Source organism: Bradyrhizobium diazoefficiens, assembly GCF_016612535.1.
Taxonomy (GTDB): domain Bacteria; phylum Pseudomonadota; class Alphaproteobacteria; order Rhizobiales; family Xanthobacteraceae; genus Bradyrhizobium; species Bradyrhizobium diazoefficiens_C.
Genome location: NZ_JAENXS010000001.1, coordinates 1875641 through 1890650, shown reverse-complemented (window position 1 = coordinate 1890650; position 15010 = coordinate 1875641). Strand labels below are relative to the sequence as shown.

15 protein-coding genes are annotated in these 15010 nt (G+C 64.2%); 2 read left to right on the top strand and 13 right to left on the bottom strand.

What is annotated here, in order from left to right; translation table 11 throughout:
- The first annotated feature begins 197 nt into the window (after positions 1 to 197).
- On the top strand, positions 198 to 1388 hold the full coding sequence (locus JJE66_RS08920) for an ABC transporter substrate-binding protein (protein ID WP_200513861.1): 1191 nt from the start codon (positions 198 to 200) through the stop codon (positions 1386 to 1388).
- Positions 1389 to 1468: 80 nt separating this feature from the next.
- Here the strand turns inward: JJE66_RS08920 and JJE66_RS08915 are convergent, their stop codons facing one another.
- Genes JJE66_RS08915 through JJE66_RS08900 form a run of 4 tightly spaced genes read right to left on the bottom strand, consistent with a single transcriptional unit; the run spans position 1469 to position 6066 of the window.
- Positions 1469 to 1855 carry an MAPEG family protein gene (locus JJE66_RS08915; RefSeq protein ID WP_200513860.1) on the bottom strand — a complete coding sequence of 129 codons (387 nt, stop codon included), beginning with the start codon at positions 1853 to 1855 and terminating at the stop codon, positions 1469 to 1471.
- A gap of 26 nt (positions 1856 to 1881) precedes the next feature.
- Complete coding sequence (locus JJE66_RS08910) at positions 1882 to 2964, bottom strand: lipocalin-like domain-containing protein (protein ID WP_200513859.1); 1083 nt, start codon at positions 2962 to 2964, stop codon at positions 1882 to 1884.
- Positions 2954 to 5416 carry an FtsX-like permease family protein gene (locus tag JJE66_RS08905; protein ID WP_200513858.1) on the bottom strand — a complete coding sequence of 821 codons (2463 nt, stop codon included), beginning with the start codon at positions 5414 to 5416 and terminating at the stop codon, positions 2954 to 2956. Before JJE66_RS08905 ends, JJE66_RS08910 begins: the two co-directional genes overlap by 11 nt.
- Positions 5413 to 6066 carry an ABC transporter ATP-binding protein gene (locus tag JJE66_RS08900; protein WP_200513857.1) on the bottom strand — a complete coding sequence of 218 codons (654 nt, stop codon included), beginning with the start codon at positions 6064 to 6066 and terminating at the stop codon, positions 5413 to 5415. The genes JJE66_RS08905 and JJE66_RS08900 overlap by 4 nt, the downstream gene beginning before the upstream one ends.
- A 143-nt stretch (positions 6067 to 6209) precedes the next feature.
- Here JJE66_RS08900 and JJE66_RS08895 point away from each other — a divergent pair, with 143 nt between their 5' ends.
- Positions 6210 to 7547: an MFS transporter gene (locus JJE66_RS08895; RefSeq protein WP_200513856.1), complete on the top strand. Its 1338-nt coding sequence runs from the start codon at positions 6210 to 6212 to the stop codon at positions 7545 to 7547.
- Positions 7548 to 7618: 71 nt separating this feature from the next.
- On the opposite strand, the gene JJE66_RS08890 is transcribed toward JJE66_RS08895, so the two are convergent.
- The 9 genes from JJE66_RS08890 to soxY all read right to left on the bottom strand — a co-directional run bounded on the left by JJE66_RS08890 (position 7619) and on the right by soxY (position 15010).
- Positions 7619 to 8827 (bottom strand): MFS transporter, encoded by a 1209-nt coding sequence (locus JJE66_RS08890; RefSeq protein WP_200513855.1) that lies wholly within the window; start codon positions 8825 to 8827, stop codon positions 7619 to 7621.
- A gap of 216 nt (positions 8828 to 9043) precedes the next feature.
- Positions 9044 to 9205, bottom strand: coding sequence for a hypothetical protein (locus JJE66_RS08885; protein ID WP_200513854.1), 162 nt, complete (start codon positions 9203 to 9205; stop codon positions 9044 to 9046).
- A gap of 88 nt (positions 9206 to 9293) precedes the next feature.
- On the bottom strand, positions 9294 to 10334 hold the full coding sequence (locus JJE66_RS08880; RefSeq protein WP_200513853.1) for an MBL fold metallo-hydrolase: 1041 nt from the start codon (positions 10332 to 10334) through the stop codon (positions 9294 to 9296).
- A 328-nt stretch (positions 10335 to 10662) separates the two neighbouring features.
- Complete coding sequence (locus tag JJE66_RS08875; protein ID WP_200513852.1) at positions 10663 to 11121, bottom strand: hypothetical protein; 459 nt, start codon at positions 11119 to 11121, stop codon at positions 10663 to 10665.
- The gene (soxB, locus tag JJE66_RS08870; RefSeq protein ID WP_200513851.1) at positions 11118 to 12869 is read right to left on the bottom strand and encodes a thiosulfohydrolase SoxB; all 1752 of its coding nucleotides are present in this window, start codon (positions 12867 to 12869) and stop codon (positions 11118 to 11120) included. Before soxB ends, JJE66_RS08875 begins: the two co-directional genes overlap by 4 nt.
- A 136-nt stretch (positions 12870 to 13005) precedes the next feature.
- Positions 13006 to 13311: a hypothetical protein gene (locus JJE66_RS08865; RefSeq protein WP_200515309.1), complete on the bottom strand. Its 306-nt coding sequence runs from the start codon at positions 13309 to 13311 to the stop codon at positions 13006 to 13008.
- A gap of 20 nt (positions 13312 to 13331) precedes the next feature.
- A complete protein-coding gene (soxA, locus tag JJE66_RS08860; protein WP_200513850.1) occupies positions 13332 to 14195 on the bottom strand; it encodes a sulfur oxidation c-type cytochrome SoxA in 864 nt (287 codons plus the stop codon).
- The gene (gene soxZ / locus JJE66_RS08855; RefSeq protein WP_200513849.1) at positions 14195 to 14506 is read right to left on the bottom strand and encodes a thiosulfate oxidation carrier complex protein SoxZ; all 312 of its coding nucleotides are present in this window, start codon (positions 14504 to 14506) and stop codon (positions 14195 to 14197) included. The genes soxA and soxZ overlap by 1 nt, the downstream gene beginning before the upstream one ends.
- A gap of 18 nt (positions 14507 to 14524) precedes the next feature.
- Complete coding sequence (gene soxY / locus JJE66_RS08850; RefSeq protein WP_200513848.1) at positions 14525 to 15010, bottom strand: thiosulfate oxidation carrier protein SoxY; 486 nt, start codon at positions 15008 to 15010, stop codon at positions 14525 to 14527.

The following is a 15010-nucleotide window of genomic DNA, read 5'->3' as shown; positions in this document are numbered from 1 at the left end:
ATAACCCCAGGGAGTAGTTTGGGGCTAGCTGGTAACTACCAATCTTCGTCAAATACAATCCTGTGGCTATGGGTCCCGGCCTTCGCCGGGACGACAGCTTTGCTTGGCGCCGGCCAACACGAAACCGATGGGCAGGCGCGCCGTTCTTCACTACACTCCGCGCGATTTCAAAACAGAACACTGCCGGGAGATAACAGATGAAATCAGCACTTTTGGTCGTTGCCGCAATTTCGGCTTTGTTGCTGGCCGCGCCGGCTTCCGCGCAAGGCGTCAAGATCGGTGTCCTCAACGATCAGTCCGGCGTCTATGCCGACTACGGCGGAAAATATTCGGTCGAGGCGGCCAAGATGGCGATCGAGGATTTCGGCGGCGAGGTGCTCGGCCAGAAGATCGAGATGGTCACCGCCGATCACCAGAACAAGCCCGATCTCGCGACCTCGATCGCGCGGCGCTGGTATGATGCCGACAATGTCGACATGATCACGGAGCTGACGACGTCGTCGGTGGCGCTCGCCGTGCAGGACCTGTCGAAGGAAAGGAAGAAGATCGACATCGTGGTCGGCGCAGCCACGTCGAGCATCACCGGTGCTGCGTGTTCGCCCTATGGCTTCCACTGGGCGTTCGACACCCATGCGCTCGCGGTCGGCACCGGCGGTGCACTGACCAAGGCCGGCGGCGACAGCTGGTTCTTCCTCACCGCCGACTATGCCTTCGGCTACGCGCTGGAGAAGGACACCAGTGAGATCGTCACCCACAATGGCGGTAAGGTGCTCGGTTCGGTTCGGGTGCCCCTCAACTCGTCGGACTTCTCCTCCTTCCTGCTGCAGGCGCAGAGCTCGAAGGCGAAGATCGTCGGCCTCGCCAATGCCGGCCAGGACACCACCAATTCGATCAAGCAGGCGGCGGAATTCGGCATCGTCCAGGGCGGCCAGAAGCTCGCCGGCCTGCTGATGACGCTCGCCGAAGTGAACGGCCTCGGCTTGCAGGCGGCGCAGGGCCTGGTGCTGACCGAAGGCTTCTATTGGGATCAGAACGACACCACGCGCGCGTTCTCCGAGCGCTTCTTCAAGCGCACCGGGAGGATGCCGAGCATGATCCACGCCGGCACCTATTCGGCGACCCTGAGCTACCTGAAGGCGGTCAAGGCCGCCGGCACCAAGGATAGCGATGCGGTCGCCAAGAAGCTGAAGGAGCTGCCGGTCGACGACGCCTTCGCCAAGGGCAAGGTGCTCGCGAACGGCCGCATGGTCCACGACATGTATCTGTTCGAGGTCAAGAAGCCCTCTGAATCCAAGAAGCCGTGGGATTACTATAAGCAGCTCGCGGTGGTCCCTGGCGACCAGGCGTTCTTCACCGCGAAGGAAAGCGGCTGCCCGCTGACGAAGTGAGGCGAAGGCTGCGCCACAACTTCAGCGTCGTCCCGGCGAAGGCCGGGACGACGCCGGCATGTGTGGCGGCGGACTGCCTCTCACACCAACCTTAGCACCACAGCCCCCAGCGCCCCCGCCCACAGTGCAATCGCGGCGATGCCCTGGATCGCAAAACCTGGGCCGCGCTTGGCGGCGGCTTGCGAATAGCCGATGAAATAGACGATGCGGCCGACGATCCAGACCGCGCCGATGCCGGCCGCGATGGCGTCGCTGATATAGATCGCAAACAACCACAGCGACGGCAGGAAGATCGGCATCCATTCCAGCGTGTTCATCTGGATGCGGAAGGCACGCTCGAAATCTGGATGCCCCGACATCGCCGGCACCTTGACGCCGGTCCTGGTCCGCGACCGCGAGACGTTCATGCATGTGAAGAAGAAGAACAGGATGGCGAGCAGCGTGACGAGTGCGGTCAAATGGTACATCGAAGCCTCCGGCGGTCAGATGCAGCTCAATAGCCGGTCAGCTCGAGATAGCCAACGCCGTCATGCGTGCCGGCAAAGCTGATCGGTCCTTCCCAGTAGGAGAAGCCGGTCCCCATCCACGCACTGGGATTGAGCGGCTTGCAGGCAATCGAGAATGATCGCGACGGAATCGCGATCTGCCATTCCACCGGAAGCTTGCGGCCTGCCACGTCCACCGTAGCCTTCGGAATCATCTGGATCTCGCTGCCTGCAATCATCTGCGTGTCGCCGGCGGCGCTGATCCAGTTGCCGAACGGGTAATCCCTGCCGTCCTTCTGGCGCAGCCGGTACAGCATCAGCTTGTCGCCGGACGCCAGATGCAGCGACAGCCAGTCCCAGCCGGTCTGGTCGGCGTCGAGGGGCTGGCTGCTCCATTCCCGGTCCATCCAGGCTTGGCCTGTCACATCGACCGGCTTGTCGTCGATGGTGAGCGTGCCGCGCGCGCGGTAGAACGGCTGGCTGTAATAGTAGGAGGCTTGGCCGCGCTCGGACTTGCGGCTGTAGCCGCCGTCGCCTTGCAGCACGACGCGGCGATCAGCCTCCAGCGTCAGCGAATAGCTGAAATCCGTGCCTGACGCTTTCAGCGTCACCGGCGACAAGGTGCGATCGTCGGTGCGCTCAGAACCTTTCATCTCCCAATCGTCGATCCAGGCCGCGAACGGCTTTGCCTCGACGCCGGCCTGCCCGATGCCGCCGCGCGAAAATCGCTCGTTGAAGCGATGGGTGTCGGCGCGCGTCACCGCGGCATGCGCCATCCAGATCTGTTGATTGGCCCAGCCTTCGGCTTGCGGCCCCGGCTGCGTCGCCTGGCGGAACAGCGTCCATTGCAGGCCGCAGGGTGCGCCGCTGCCATCGACGAGGTTCGCCGTCAGATACCACCATTCGATACGAAACTCCGGATGCGGTCCATGATCGGCGGGGAAGACGAACGTCTTTCCCGGCGTGACCTTCGCAAAGCCATCCGCGGTCTCGCCGAGCCCGGCATAGCCTTGCGCGCGGGCGCGGCGGGCAGCCGCGAGCGCAGCGATGCCGCCGGCAAAGGCGCGTCGCGATATGCCGTCAGCGCTCATTGGCAAATACCTTGACGAGGCTTGCCGGCTGCATCCGCGCCAGCCGCAACACCGGCAGCAGCGCGGCCAGCAGCGAGGCGACCAATGCGACCGCGACCAGCTCGACCAGTTGCAGCGGGAAGACATGGAACGGCAGCCGCCAACCGAACGCCTTCACGTTGACGATCGCGATCAGGCACCACGCCACCAGCAGCCCGAGCGGTACGGCCAGCAGTGACGTGAACAGCGCAACCGACAACGTCTTGGTCAATTCGATCGCAGCAAGCCGCGGCCGCGTGATGCCGATGGCCCAGAGCGGCGCCAGCTGCGGCAGGCGCGAATTCGCCAGCGTCAGCAGGCTGGTGAGGAGCGCGATGCCGGCGACGCCGAGCGTGAAGGCATTGAGCGCCGACGTCACCGCAAAGGTGCGGTTGAAGATGTGGATCGATTCTGCCTTCACGGTCGCTTGATCGGCGACGCTGCGGTCGTCGAGCGCGAACTGCGTTCGCAACGCTGCGATCAATCCCGGAATCTTGTCGCGCGCGACGATCAATCCGATCCGTGTCTGCGGTGTCTGCGGAAACTGCCGGATCAGCGCCGCGACATTGACGGCGAGCTGTCCCTTGGGGTTGCCGTAATCGGCATAGATGCCGACGATGTCGAGCTCCCAGGTCCCGCCCGGCGCCGGCACCTCGATGACGTCGCCGACGCGGACGTTCAACCGTCTGCTCAGTTGCTCGCTCATGAAGGCGGCATTGCCCGGCACCAGCTGGGTCCAGGCGCGCGGCGCGGTCTCCAACAGCGGCCAGCGCTCGCGATAAAGCGCGTGATCGGGCAGGCCGAGCAATTCCACCGGCTGGCCCTGCACTTGCGTTTCCGCGCGCCCGCCCGACAGGATCGCCTGAACCTCGCTGCGGTCTTTCAGCCAGTTGCGGATCGCAACCGCTTGCGCATTGTCGGGTGCGCTGATGTAGACGTCGGCGGCCAGCCGTCCATCGAGCCAGCCGATAAAGGTGCGGCTGAAGGTTTCCACCATGGTGGACACCCCGACATTGACGGCGAGTGCGAGTAGCAGGGCCATCAGCGCCAGCGACAATCCCGAAAGCTGTTGCCGGCTGTCTGCCCAGAACCACAGCGCCAGCGGGCCGCGCGCAAGACGCTGGCCGGCGAGCAGGAGGATCTCGAGGAAGGCCGGCAGGATCAGCGCTGCGCCGAGCATCAGCGCGGCCAGCAGGCCAAAGCCCGCGATCAGCGATTGGCCGTAGTACAGCAACAACAGCGCGACCGCGAACACGGCGCAGGCGGCAAGACTTTGCAGGATCAGCCAGCGGCGCTGTCGCTGTTGCCAGGCCTGTGGCTGCGCGGTCGCCAGCACCGGCATCCTGATAGCCTTGATCAGGCTGGTCGCCGCCGCCACGATCGCGCCGGCAACGCTGATGCCGATTCCGGCCAGCCACCATTCGGGCTTCAGCGAAAGCTGCCCCGGAATTTGTGCGCCATAGAGTCCGCGCAGCGACGCGGCGACGTCGGGCAACAACGCAGCCGCAATGAAATAGCCGCAGACGAGCCCGATCAGGCCCGCGACCAGCGCCAGCGCCACCAGCTCGACCACCATCACGCTGTTGACAAGGCGTGCCGAGGCACCGCAAGCCCGCAACGTCCGCAGCATCGGCAGCCGCTGCTCGAAGGCGAGGCCGACGGCCGAGTTGACAATGAAGAGGCCGACGAAGAACGACAGCAGGCCGAAGGCCGTCAAGTTCAGATGGAAACTGTCGGTCAGCCGTTCCAGCTCGGTCTCGGCGGTCGGCTCTATCAGCTGTAATTGGTCGCCGACGACACTCGCGAGCGGCACGGGCTTGCCCTTCGCCTTGCCAATCAAGAGGCGCGACAGCTGATCCGGCTTGTTCAGCAGTCGCTGCGCGACACCGATGTCGACCACCAGCACGTCGGGCACGAGCTGCGGCTGCACATGCAGCGGCGGCAGCTTTGCGCCGCTGCTGATCGGCGGCGTCGCGCCGTCTTGCTCGTGCAAATCGTCCAGCGTTTCCCGCGCCACCAGCGTCTGGCCGGGTGCCGCGACGAAACTGCTGAGATCCGCAGCACCGAGCCGCGGCGCGTTGCCGACATCCGTCGGCAGCGTCACCGGCTCGATCCCGAGCAGCCGCATCGACCGCCCGTTGATCTGGACGCGGCCTTCCAGCACCGGCGAGACGGGCCAGCCTGCGCGGCGGAGTTGTATAAACAGGGCCTGCGGAAACGTCGCTGTATTGGGCGAGACCAGCGTGGCCGTGCGGACCCCGCCAAACGTCGCGGCCGCGCGATCATAGGCGCTGCGGGCCTGCTGGTTGATCGCCTGCACGCCGCTCCACAGCGCGGTCGCCGCAATCAGTCCGATCAGCAGCGTCGCGAACTGCATCCTGTGCCGTCGCCAATGGCTGAGCAGCACTGCCAGCACCCACAGTGCGCGCCTCATGCGATCCGCCCCGCATGGAGGACGATGTGACGGTCGAGCGTGCCGGCCAGATGCAGGCTGTGCGTCACCATCAGGAAGCCGCAGCCGGTGCGCGCGACGAGGTCGCGCGTCAGCGCCAGCACGTCGTCGGCGGTGGCTTCGTCGAGATTGCCGGTCGGCTCGTCCGCGAGCAGCAGCGATGGCTTTATCGCCAATGCCCGACCGATCGCGACTCTCTGCTGCTGGCCGCCAGACAATTGCTCCGGATAACGCCTGAGTAAATCGCCGAGCCCGAGCCGCTCGACCAGCTCCCTGGTCCAGGCCGCATCATGCCGGCCGGCGATACGTGCCTGGAAGGCGAGGTTGTCGGCGACCGACAGGCTCGGGATCAAATTGAACTGCTGAAACACCAGGCCGATGCGGTCGCGCCGCAGCTCGGCGCGTCCCGCATCCGACAGCTTGGTGACCTCAGCATCCTCCAGCCGAATCGTGCCGCCATCGGCCGCATCGAGCCCGGCGATCAGGTGCAGCAGTGTGCTCTTGCCGCTGCCGGATTCGCCGGTCAGCGCGACGCGTTCACCGGCTCTGAGGTCGAGATCGACGCCGCGCAGCACATGGACCGGCTCGCCGGCCGAGGCGAAGGTTTTGGAGAGGTTTCGGATGCTCAGCAAGATCAATGCGCCGGACGGAATTAACGGAATTGCTGCGTAGCACACTTGCCGTGGAAATGCCGGGGTTGCGTTGCCGTTCAAGCCGTTGTTAGCTTCCAAGACGGCCAAATCAAAAGTGCCGAAAAGAACACACGGGGAGAACGATGAGCGCTCAGGGAACGCCGTCCGAGGCGGGTAAGACGGCAGGGATATCTAAGGAAACGCCAAAGGGCGCCTGGACGGTCACGTTTCTCCTCTTTCTCTTCATGGTCGTGAACTTCGCCGACAAGATCGTCGTCGGCCTCGCCGCCGTGCCGATCATGACCGATTTGAAGCTCCAGCCGGAGCAGTTCGGCCTGCTCGGGTCGTCGTTCTTCTTCCTGTTCTCGATCTCGGCCATCGTGGTCGGCTTCATCGTCAACAAGGTCGCGACGCGCTGGGTGCTGCTGGCCCTGGCGGTGATCTGGGCGCTGGCGCAGTTTCCGATGGTCGGCACCGTCTCGTTCACCACGCTGCTGATCTGCCGCGTCGTGCTGGGCGCGGGCGAAGGCCCGGCTTTCTCGGTCGCGGCGCACGCGATCTACAAATGGTTCCCGGATGAGAAGCGTACGCTGCCGACTGCGCTCCTCTCGCAGGGCTCGGCCTTCGGCGTGATCCTGGCCGTGCCGGCGTTGAACTGGGTCATCGTCAATCACTCCTGGCATTACGCCTTCGGCGCGCTCGGAATCGTCGGCCTGATCTGGGTCTGTGCCTGGCTGACGCTCGGCAAGGAAGGCCCGCTCGAGGACACGAAGGCGCTGGCTGCCAATGAGCCGAAAATTCCCTACATCCGGCTTCTGACCTCGCGCACCTTCCTGGGCTGCGTGATCGCAACCTTCGGCGCCTATTGGGCGCTCTCGCTCGGGCTGACTTGGTTCACTGCGTTCATCATCACGGGTCTCGGCTTCTCGCAGCAGCAGGCCGGCTACATCTCGATCCTGCCTTGGGTGTTCGGCGCCACCATCGTCATCCTCACCGGCTGGATCTCGCAGGTGATGATGGCGCGCGGCTACACCACGCGCATCTCGCGTGGTGTGCTCGGCTCGGTGCCGTTGATCATCGGCGGTCTGATCCTCGCGACGATGCCGCATGTCGCAGGCGCCGGTCTCCAGATCGCGCTGCTCGTGGTCGGCTCCGGCCTGTGCGGTGCGATCTATGTCGTCTGCCCGCCGATGCTCGGCGAGTTCACGCCGGCCTCACAGCGCGGCGCGGTCATCGCGATCTACGGCGCACTCTACACGCTCTCGGGCGTCATCGCGCCGAACGTGATGGGCACCGTGATCCAGCGCGCCGGCAGCATGCTCAACGGCTACATGACCGGCTTCACCATCAACGCAGTGGTGATGATTGGGTCCGGCGTGATCGGCCTGCTGCTGCTCTGGCCGAATACGGAGAAGGCCAGGCTGACGCGTGGTGCGGCTCCGCGGTCGGCTGAGCTGAAGGGCGTAGTGTCGCCGACGTAAGCGGGGCTGCCGTTCGCCACAACCACAAGTGTCGTCCCGGCCTTCGCCGGGACGACGGTTGGATTCGCTGCTCAAACCTTGGCTCGCGGCTTCCGTTCCGTGAACGGCGACAGCACCACCGTAGCCACCATGAAGATCACGGAGGCGCCGAACACCCAGTGCGGTGCGCTCTGGTCCATGATCCAGCCGAACAGCAGCGGGCTGACGATGCCGCCGAGATTGAAGCCGGTGGAGACGATGCCGAAGGCGCGCCCCGCTGCACCGGGAGGCGCCGCGTTGCGCACCAGCATGTCCCGCGACGGCGCAATCACGCCGGAGAGGAAGCCCGCGGTCGCCATCGTCGCAGTCAAGGCCCAGCCCGGCAGCGTGACCAGCGCGATCAGCAGCACGATCGCGGCATTCGCCGCAAAGCAGGCGGCGGCGACATAGCCGTGGCGCTCGGTGTGGTCGGCGAGGAAGCCGCCCGCGAGGACGCCGGCGGCGCTGCAACCAAGGAACGCGGTCAGCGCGACGTTCGCGGCCGAGTAGGTCGCGCCGTAGCCGCTCATCAGGGCCACCACGCCGAAATTGTTGATGCCGGCAACCGACAGACTGAGCAGCATGAACAGCGCGGTCAGCGTGATCAGGGCGGGAGTGATGACGGCTTGCTTTGGCATGCTTGCGTTGCCCGGCTTCGTCTTGTGCGCGCCGGCATCGGGAATGTTCATCATCACCAGCAGCAGCGCCACCAGCACGCCGATCGCGCCCGATGCGAGCATCGCGCCGACGCCGCCGGACACGGTGACGAGCGCGGCCACGATCGCGGGCGCCACGGCGCCACCGAGATAGCCGGCGAAGGTGTGGATCGAGAACGCGCGGCCCATCCGCGCTTCATCCATGTGCTCGGCCAGGATGGCGTAATCGGCAGGATGATAGACGCTGTTGGCGAGCCCGAGCAGCACGGCGCAGGCGATCAGCGAGGTGTAGCTCAGATGCAGGCCGAGCAGGATCAGCGCGAGCCCGCCGAGCGTCAGTCCGCCCAGCAGGATTTTGCGCGCGCCAAAATGGTCGACGAGATAGCCGGTCGGCGCCTGCGTCAGCCCGGACACGACGGCAGAGACGGTCAGCGCGAATCCGAGCTCGACATAACCGACACCAAGCTGGCTCTTCAGGAACGGAAACAGCATCGGCAGCACCAGCAGATGGAAATGGCTGACCCAATGCGCGATCGAAATCCCGGTCAGCGTGCGCAGCGCACTGTCCGCCTTGCCTTGTTGCGGTGCGGCGAGAACGTCGACCATGGCTTCCGTTTCACTCTCCTGAGGGAGCGCAAACTATCGGGGAGGGCGGTTATTTGTCCATGAACGCGGGCGCATGGCAGGTAGCGTTTCCGTCGTCCCGGCGAAGGGGCCGGCCTTGTGGAAGCAGGCTGTATCCCTCATCGTCGTCCTGGCTTTCGCCAGGACGACGCTGGAGAGATCGTGTGCGAGCACGCGGTCAAAGCTGTCGCGCTCGCCTCACAGCGGCTCGTCATCCTCGCCATGCCGATCGCGCTTCGGCGTGGCGATGTCGCCGTCTTCGTAATCGTCGTCCGTGTCGCGCGGAGGCTTGGGCTTCTTCGTCTTGTCGTCCGCAGTCTTTGTCTGCGGCGGTTCGCTTGGCTTGGTGATCTTTGCCATGGCTGGTCCCGGATGATGGTGTTGGAACCGAGTCTAGCCGCAAAACATGTGCAGTTCCTGACTTATCTCAAAGCCTGAGACGACGACGTCAGCCGTGTACGATCGGCCCGCCCGCCTTTTTCCAGGCATCGATGCCGCCGGCGATATGGGCGGTGTTGGCTAGGCCGGCTTCCTTCGCGGCGGCGACGGCCATCGCCGAGCGTTCGCCGAAGGCGCAGAAGAACACGATGCGACGGCCGGTAGCGCCGGCGACCTCGCGCAGCATGCCGCCGGGCTTGAGGCTCTCCTCGACGCTCGGATAGGGCGTGTGCAGCGCGCCTTCGAGCATGCCATGCTTCATCCGCTCGTTGCTCTCGCGCAGATCAACCAGCAGCATGTCCGGTCGTCCGAGCGAGCGGATCGCCTCGGCCGCGCTGAGCGCGCGACCCTCTTTCTCCAGCTCTTCCTGATGCAGGCCGACATGCATGTTGGCCGGCACCGCCACGTCCATCATCTTCGGATTGGGCAGCTTCAAATTCGCCATCAGCTCGATATAATCATCAACCGAGCGCACCTGGAGCCGCGGATTATAGCGCTTCTCCTCGCCGATGGTGGAGACGGTGTCGCCCTTGTAGTCATGTGCCGGGAATACCATGGTCTCGTCCGGCAGCTTGAGCAGGCGGTTGAAGATCGATTCGTACTGCGCGCGCGACGAGCCGTTCTGGAAATCGGTGCGGCCGGTGCCGCGGATCAGCAGCGTGTCGCCGGTGAAGACGCGGTCGCCCATCAGATAGGAATAGGAATCGTCGGTGTGGCCGGGCGTGTACATCACGTCGAGCGAGAGGCCCTCGATCGTCACCTTGTCGCCGTCGGCAACCCGCATCGCCACCACGTCGGCCTTGGTCTGGTCGCCCATCACGGTCATGCAATGGGTGCGGTCGCGCAACTCACCGAGGCCGGTGACATGGTCGGCATGCAGATGGGTGTCGATGGCCTTGACCAGCTTGAGGTCGAGCTCGCGCAGCAGCTGACAGTAGCGGTCGACCTTCTCCAGCACGGGATCGAGGATGAGCGCCTCGCCGCCGGCGCGGCTGGCGAGGACGTAGCTATAGGTGCCCGAAACGCTGTCGAACAATTGGCGGAAGATCATGGCAAGACCCGGCGTGAACTGATTTCGAGAATTCTACTACGCCCGAGACCATAAAGAGAAGCAATCCACTGTGAAGACAAGAAAATTTAGAAAATTTTTATTGCGGGGTGAGGGCTTTTGGCTACCTAAGCTCGCGCTGCAAACCCGGTGTCATCCCGGCCTAGTGCGCAATTGCGCACGGGGGGCCGGGACCCATAACCCCAGGGAGGAGTTTGGCGAAGATTCGCCGTTTGGTACGCCTGCTTTCCACAACCGAGAGATCACGCGGTATGGATCCCGGCCCCCCGTGCGCAATTGCGCACTCGGCCGGGACGACTGAGGGAAAGTGCTACGGCCGCACCACCGTGTACCCATTCTCCGCCAGAAACAGGATCTGCCCGACGCCCACCTGCACCGGCGTGGCCGCCGGAATGAATTCCGGCCGCTTCCCCGTCTCCCGCTCGATCGTATCGACGGTGTTGAGACAGATGTCGAAGCGCACGCCTTGCGCGATCAGGCTCTCGACCTGCTTGCGGCGCTCGCTGCCGGACAGCAGCAGATCGATGCCGGGACCGAAGGCGACGACCTCCACGGCGATCTTGTCGGGGTCGTAGGCCTTCAGAAGGTTGTTGGCGACGCTCAGCACCAGCGCCTGCTTCTTCACGTCGCCGTCGGAGAGCTGCAGTACGATCTTGTGCTCGGCGAACGGCTTGTCCTGGAGCGGCACCTGCTGCGCAAATGCGAGCGGCGTCGCAACTCCGACGAGCAGCGCCAGCAGTATCGCGCGACCTGTTTGCGACCGCATCATCCCTGTCCTGCAATGCCTGGATTGCCGTCGATGCCTTTCAGGGTGACGCCGGTGCCGAGCCGCTCCTGAAACATCCGGCCCGAGCGCAGATATTTGCCGACGACCTCCCACACCGGCGCGCCCTGCTGGCTATTGACGGAGGCCCAGCCCGCGACCTTGTAGCGGTGGTTTGCATTCAACGCCTTGCCATTGTCGAGCTTCAGTTCGGAGATGCGGCTGCCGACCGCACCTATCGGCGTGCAGGTGTAGCTGAGACCGCCGGCCCTCACCATATCGCCGCCCTGCTGGTAATAGGGATCGGGGTTGAAGAGATTGTCGCAGATGTCCTCGAGCACGTCCTTGATCTGGCTGCCGGTCATTTCCTGCACATAGGTCTCGGGATAGGTGATTGCGGTCTCCGCAAGCACATCCTCCATGGTCAGCGGCTGGCCGGACAACGCGGTGACGCCCCAGCGAAAGCCCGGCGACAGCGCGATCTCGGCATCGAGCTCGGTGCGCAGCGCAGTGCAGATCAGCTTGTCGAGGGGGCCGCCGAAATTGTCGCGGCGATAGAGCAGCCGGTCGGGCGTCGCGATCTTCTCCGACCAGTCGGTGACGTGCGGCGCGCGCAGCTTTCCGATCAGCTCGGCCATGGCGGGATCGGGCTTCAGCAGCTCGGAATAGATCGGCAACAGATGATATTTGATGTCGCTGACCTTGCCCTTGTCGAGCGCGAGATCGAGCACGGCCAGAAATTTTCCGTTGGACCCGGCGTTGGTGACGAGCGTCGTGCCGTTCGCATTCCTCACCGCGACCGGCTGCGGCACGGCGTCATGGGTGTGGCCGCCGAGAATGACGTCGATGCCGGTGACGCGGCTTGCGAGCTTGAGGTCGACATCCATGCCGTTGTGCGACAGCAGGATGACCGCATCGACCTTGTCGCTGCCGCGCAAGCTGTCGACATGCTTCTGAAGCTCTTCCTCGCGAATGCCAAAAGTCCAGTCCGGCGTGAGCCGCTTGGGATGCGCGATCGGCACGTAAGGAAAGGCCTGGCCGACAATCGCGACGCGATGGCCGCCGAGCTCCCGGATGGTCGATGGCTTGAACACGCGCCCGCTCGCCTTGTCGAAGGCGAGCGCATCGTTGAACGCGGCTTCCTCTGTCAGGAAGACGTTCTGCGCCAGAAATTCGCCCTTGAAGTGCTCCAGATTGTCGCGCAGCGCCTGCTCGCCATAGGTGAACTCCCAGTGCCCCGTCATCGCTTCGATGCCGAGCAGATTGGCGACCTCGACCATGTCACGGCCCTGCATGATGTTGGCGAGGCCAGTGCCCTGCCAGAGGTCTCCGCCGTCGACCAGCATGGCATGCTTTTCGCCGACATCGCCGCGGAGACGGTCGATCAACGTCTTCAGATAGGCGAAGCCGCCGAGCTTGCCGAAGCGGCCGGCGGCCTTCTCGAACTCGACACAGGTGAAGGCATAGGCGTCCGCGCTGTCGGGCCGGATGCCGAAGCGCTCCAGGAAGGCACGGCCGACCAGATGCGGCGGCCGCCCCGCCATGTCACCGAGGCCGATATTGACGCTGGGCTCTCGGAAATAAACCGGATTGAGCTGCGCATGCGTATCGGTGAGGTGCAGGATCCGCGCATTGCCGAACCGCTCGATATCGTAAATGCTCGCGGTCTCGGCGCCGCGCGCGAACCGCGGCAGGCTGAGCGAGGTGGCGACAGCGGCCGTGCTCTTCAGGAAATCGCGGCGGCGGATCGCCATCACAAAATTCTCCGCGCCTGTTCTCGGCAATTCAACGGTTCCATAAGCATGATCCGGAAAAGTGTGTAGCGGTTTTCCGACGAGATCATGCTCAAACAATAACTTGGAGCGCACTTTTGTCGCGCGCCAGCTTACTCTAGCGGATTTCCATTGCCTTCCAGGCCTCTTTTTCGGAATTGGCCTGGACAATCGACGCCTTCGCCAGCGCTTCGGCCTCCTTGGCAGCAGCCACGGCGCGGTCGAAATCGCCGCCATCGCCCGCCTTCCTGGCGGCCGCCAGCGTCGAGACGGTCGTGGTCCACTGGTTGCGCATCTCGGCTGCCTTCTTGGAAGCAGCCTCCGCAGCAGCATAGGCCGCCTTGTAATCCGCTTCATTTGCCGCGCGCGCCGTTGGCGCGAGGCTCAACACCAGCAGCATGGCGAGAGGAAGTGACCGCTTCATGGCCGCGCTCATGGTCGTGCTCATGGCCGCGCTCCCGGGCCGGATATCGGCAAGCCGTTGGCGACGTAGGAGAGGAAATATTCGACGTCGCGATATTCGTCCGCCTGCGGCTCCAGCGGAACCGCACGGGTCTGGCTGTTGCAGGTGATGAAGCGGCGGCTGATCGTGCCCATGCCGCTCCATTCGGAGCGATAGATCGGCATCGCGTTCAAAATGCCGAGTGCCGGCGCCAAAATCTCGGCACGGATACGCTCGCCCGGGCTCTGCACATGGCAGCTCGCGCAGGAAAAATTCATCTGGCCGCGGCGGGTGTAGAAATAGCGCTTGCCGTTCTCGAACGCTGCGAGCGCGCGCGGATCATCGGGAATCCTGATGTCAAAAGGCTTGCCGCGCGAGGTGAAGGCCATGTACGCGGTCAGCGAAGCCATCTCGTCCTTGACGTAGGAATAGGGCGCCTCGCCATTGGCTTCGCGGCAGCGGTTGAGCGCGAGCTCCAGCGTGACGACCTTGCCCTCCTTCTCGTCAAAGTAGGGGTAGTTCTGGCGAATGCCGATGCCGCCGTTCGGGAAACAGTCCGCGTAGGTCTTGCCGTTCTTGAACGGCGTCGAAAACATTTCCTTGCCGGCATCGAGCGAGAATTCGTAGGGCGGAAATTCTTCCTTCTCCTGCCACTGCCGCCTCATGTCCTCGTTCATGGAATAAGGACCGTTGACGAAATCCTCGTGCTTCACGTTCGGAAATTTCTGGAAGAAGAAGTTCTGGAACGCCTTGGCGTCAGCCGCGGGATCGACCTTGTCGGCCGCGACCACGCGCGGAGAGGTGAGTGCGAACGCGACGAGCGCGGCACTCAACGAGCCAAGCAGGAGGGCCGTGCGGGTCTTCATCACGCGATCTTCGCGGTGGTCTCGTCGGACGCACCCTTGTTGTCGGTCCAGGAGATCTTGAGGTCGTCGCCCTTCTTGGCGCCCTTGAAGCTGAACTTGACGTAGGGGTCCTTGGACACGGCCGGTCCCCAATCGGCGACGAAGACGTCCTTGCCGTTACACGCGAATTTCAGCTCCTGGATGAAGTGCGGCGGGATCAGCTCGCCCTTGGCGTTCTTGACGAAGCCGGAATCCATGGGGTGCTGGATCAGCGCCTGCACCTCGGTGATGTCGCCGTTGGCGGTGGCGCGGACGCGAATGCTGGATGTCATCTCGATTCTCCTTCGCCGCTAGCCGCCGCAGCCGCCGACAGTGACCTTGACCTCTTTGCTCGCGCTGAAAAGCTTGCCGTCGGCCTCGACGATCGCGACCACGTTGGTGGTCTTGGCCATCTTCAGGCGATTGGCGATGCTCGGCAACGTGCCGTCGGGAATCTTATAGGAGGCCGCGAGCGCGTTCGGGTTCTCGGCCACGAAGAACGAGATCGAGGTGACCTTGTCGAGCGTCGTCGTCACCGAGATCGGCACCACGGCGCCGTTCTCGGCGATCTCGGGCGCATCGAGCTTGACCTTGTCCGACGGCTCCGCGGCCTTGCCGTAGAGCGCCTTGATCGCGTCGGCCTCGCTCTTCTGCTTGAACGCCTCTTCCGGATATTTGTCGTTGGCCGCGGCGCGCGCGGGCGCAAATGCGAGATTGCCGAGGCCGATCAGCGCGACCGAAGCCGCGCCCTGAAGGATCAGGCGCCGCGTCGGATGAGGGCCGGTGGTCGTGGTCAT

What these genes read in the sequence shown, in the direction of transcription:
- JJE66_RS08920 (WP_200513861.1), top strand. Translation starts at nt 198, where the DNA reads ATGAAATCAGCACTTTTGGTCGTTGCCGCAATTTCGGCTTTGTTGCTG.
- JJE66_RS08915 (WP_200513860.1), bottom strand. Translation starts at nt 1,855, where the DNA reads ATGTACCATTTGACCGCACTCGTCACGCTGCTCGCCATCCTGTTCTTC.
- JJE66_RS08910 (WP_200513859.1), bottom strand. Translation starts at nt 2,964, where the DNA reads ATGAGCGCTGACGGCATATCGCGACGCGCCTTTGCCGGCGGCATCGCT.
- JJE66_RS08905 (WP_200513858.1), bottom strand. Translation starts at nt 5,416, where the DNA reads ATGAGGCGCGCACTGTGGGTGCTGGCAGTGCTGCTCAGCCATTGGCGA.
- JJE66_RS08895 (WP_200513856.1), top strand. Translation starts at nt 6,210, where the DNA reads ATGAGCGCTCAGGGAACGCCGTCCGAGGCGGGTAAGACGGCAGGGATA.
- JJE66_RS08890 (WP_200513855.1), bottom strand. Translation starts at nt 8,827, where the DNA reads ATGGTCGACGTTCTCGCCGCACCGCAACAAGGCAAGGCGGACAGTGCG.
- JJE66_RS08885 (WP_200513854.1), bottom strand. Translation starts at nt 9,205, where the DNA reads ATGGCAAAGATCACCAAGCCAAGCGAACCGCCGCAGACAAAGACTGCG.
- JJE66_RS08880 (WP_200513853.1), bottom strand. Translation starts at nt 10,334, where the DNA reads ATGATCTTCCGCCAATTGTTCGACAGCGTTTCGGGCACCTATAGCTAC.
- JJE66_RS08875 (WP_200513852.1), bottom strand. Translation starts at nt 11,121, where the DNA reads ATGATGCGGTCGCAAACAGGTCGCGCGATACTGCTGGCGCTGCTCGTC.
- soxB (WP_200513851.1), bottom strand. Translation starts at nt 12,869, where the DNA reads ATGGCGATCCGCCGCCGCGATTTCCTGAAGAGCACGGCCGCTGTCGCC.
- JJE66_RS08865 (WP_200515309.1), bottom strand. Translation starts at nt 13,311, where the DNA reads ATGAAGCGGTCACTTCCTCTCGCCATGCTGCTGGTGTTGAGCCTCGCG.
- soxA (WP_200513850.1), bottom strand. Translation starts at nt 14,195, where the DNA reads ATGAAGACCCGCACGGCCCTCCTGCTTGGCTCGTTGAGTGCCGCGCTC.
- soxZ (WP_200513849.1), bottom strand. Translation starts at nt 14,506, where the DNA reads ATGACATCCAGCATTCGCGTCCGCGCCACCGCCAACGGCGACATCACC.
- soxY (WP_200513848.1), bottom strand. Translation starts at nt 15,010, where the DNA reads ATGACCACGACCACCGGCCCTCATCCGACGCGGCGCCTGATCCTTCAG.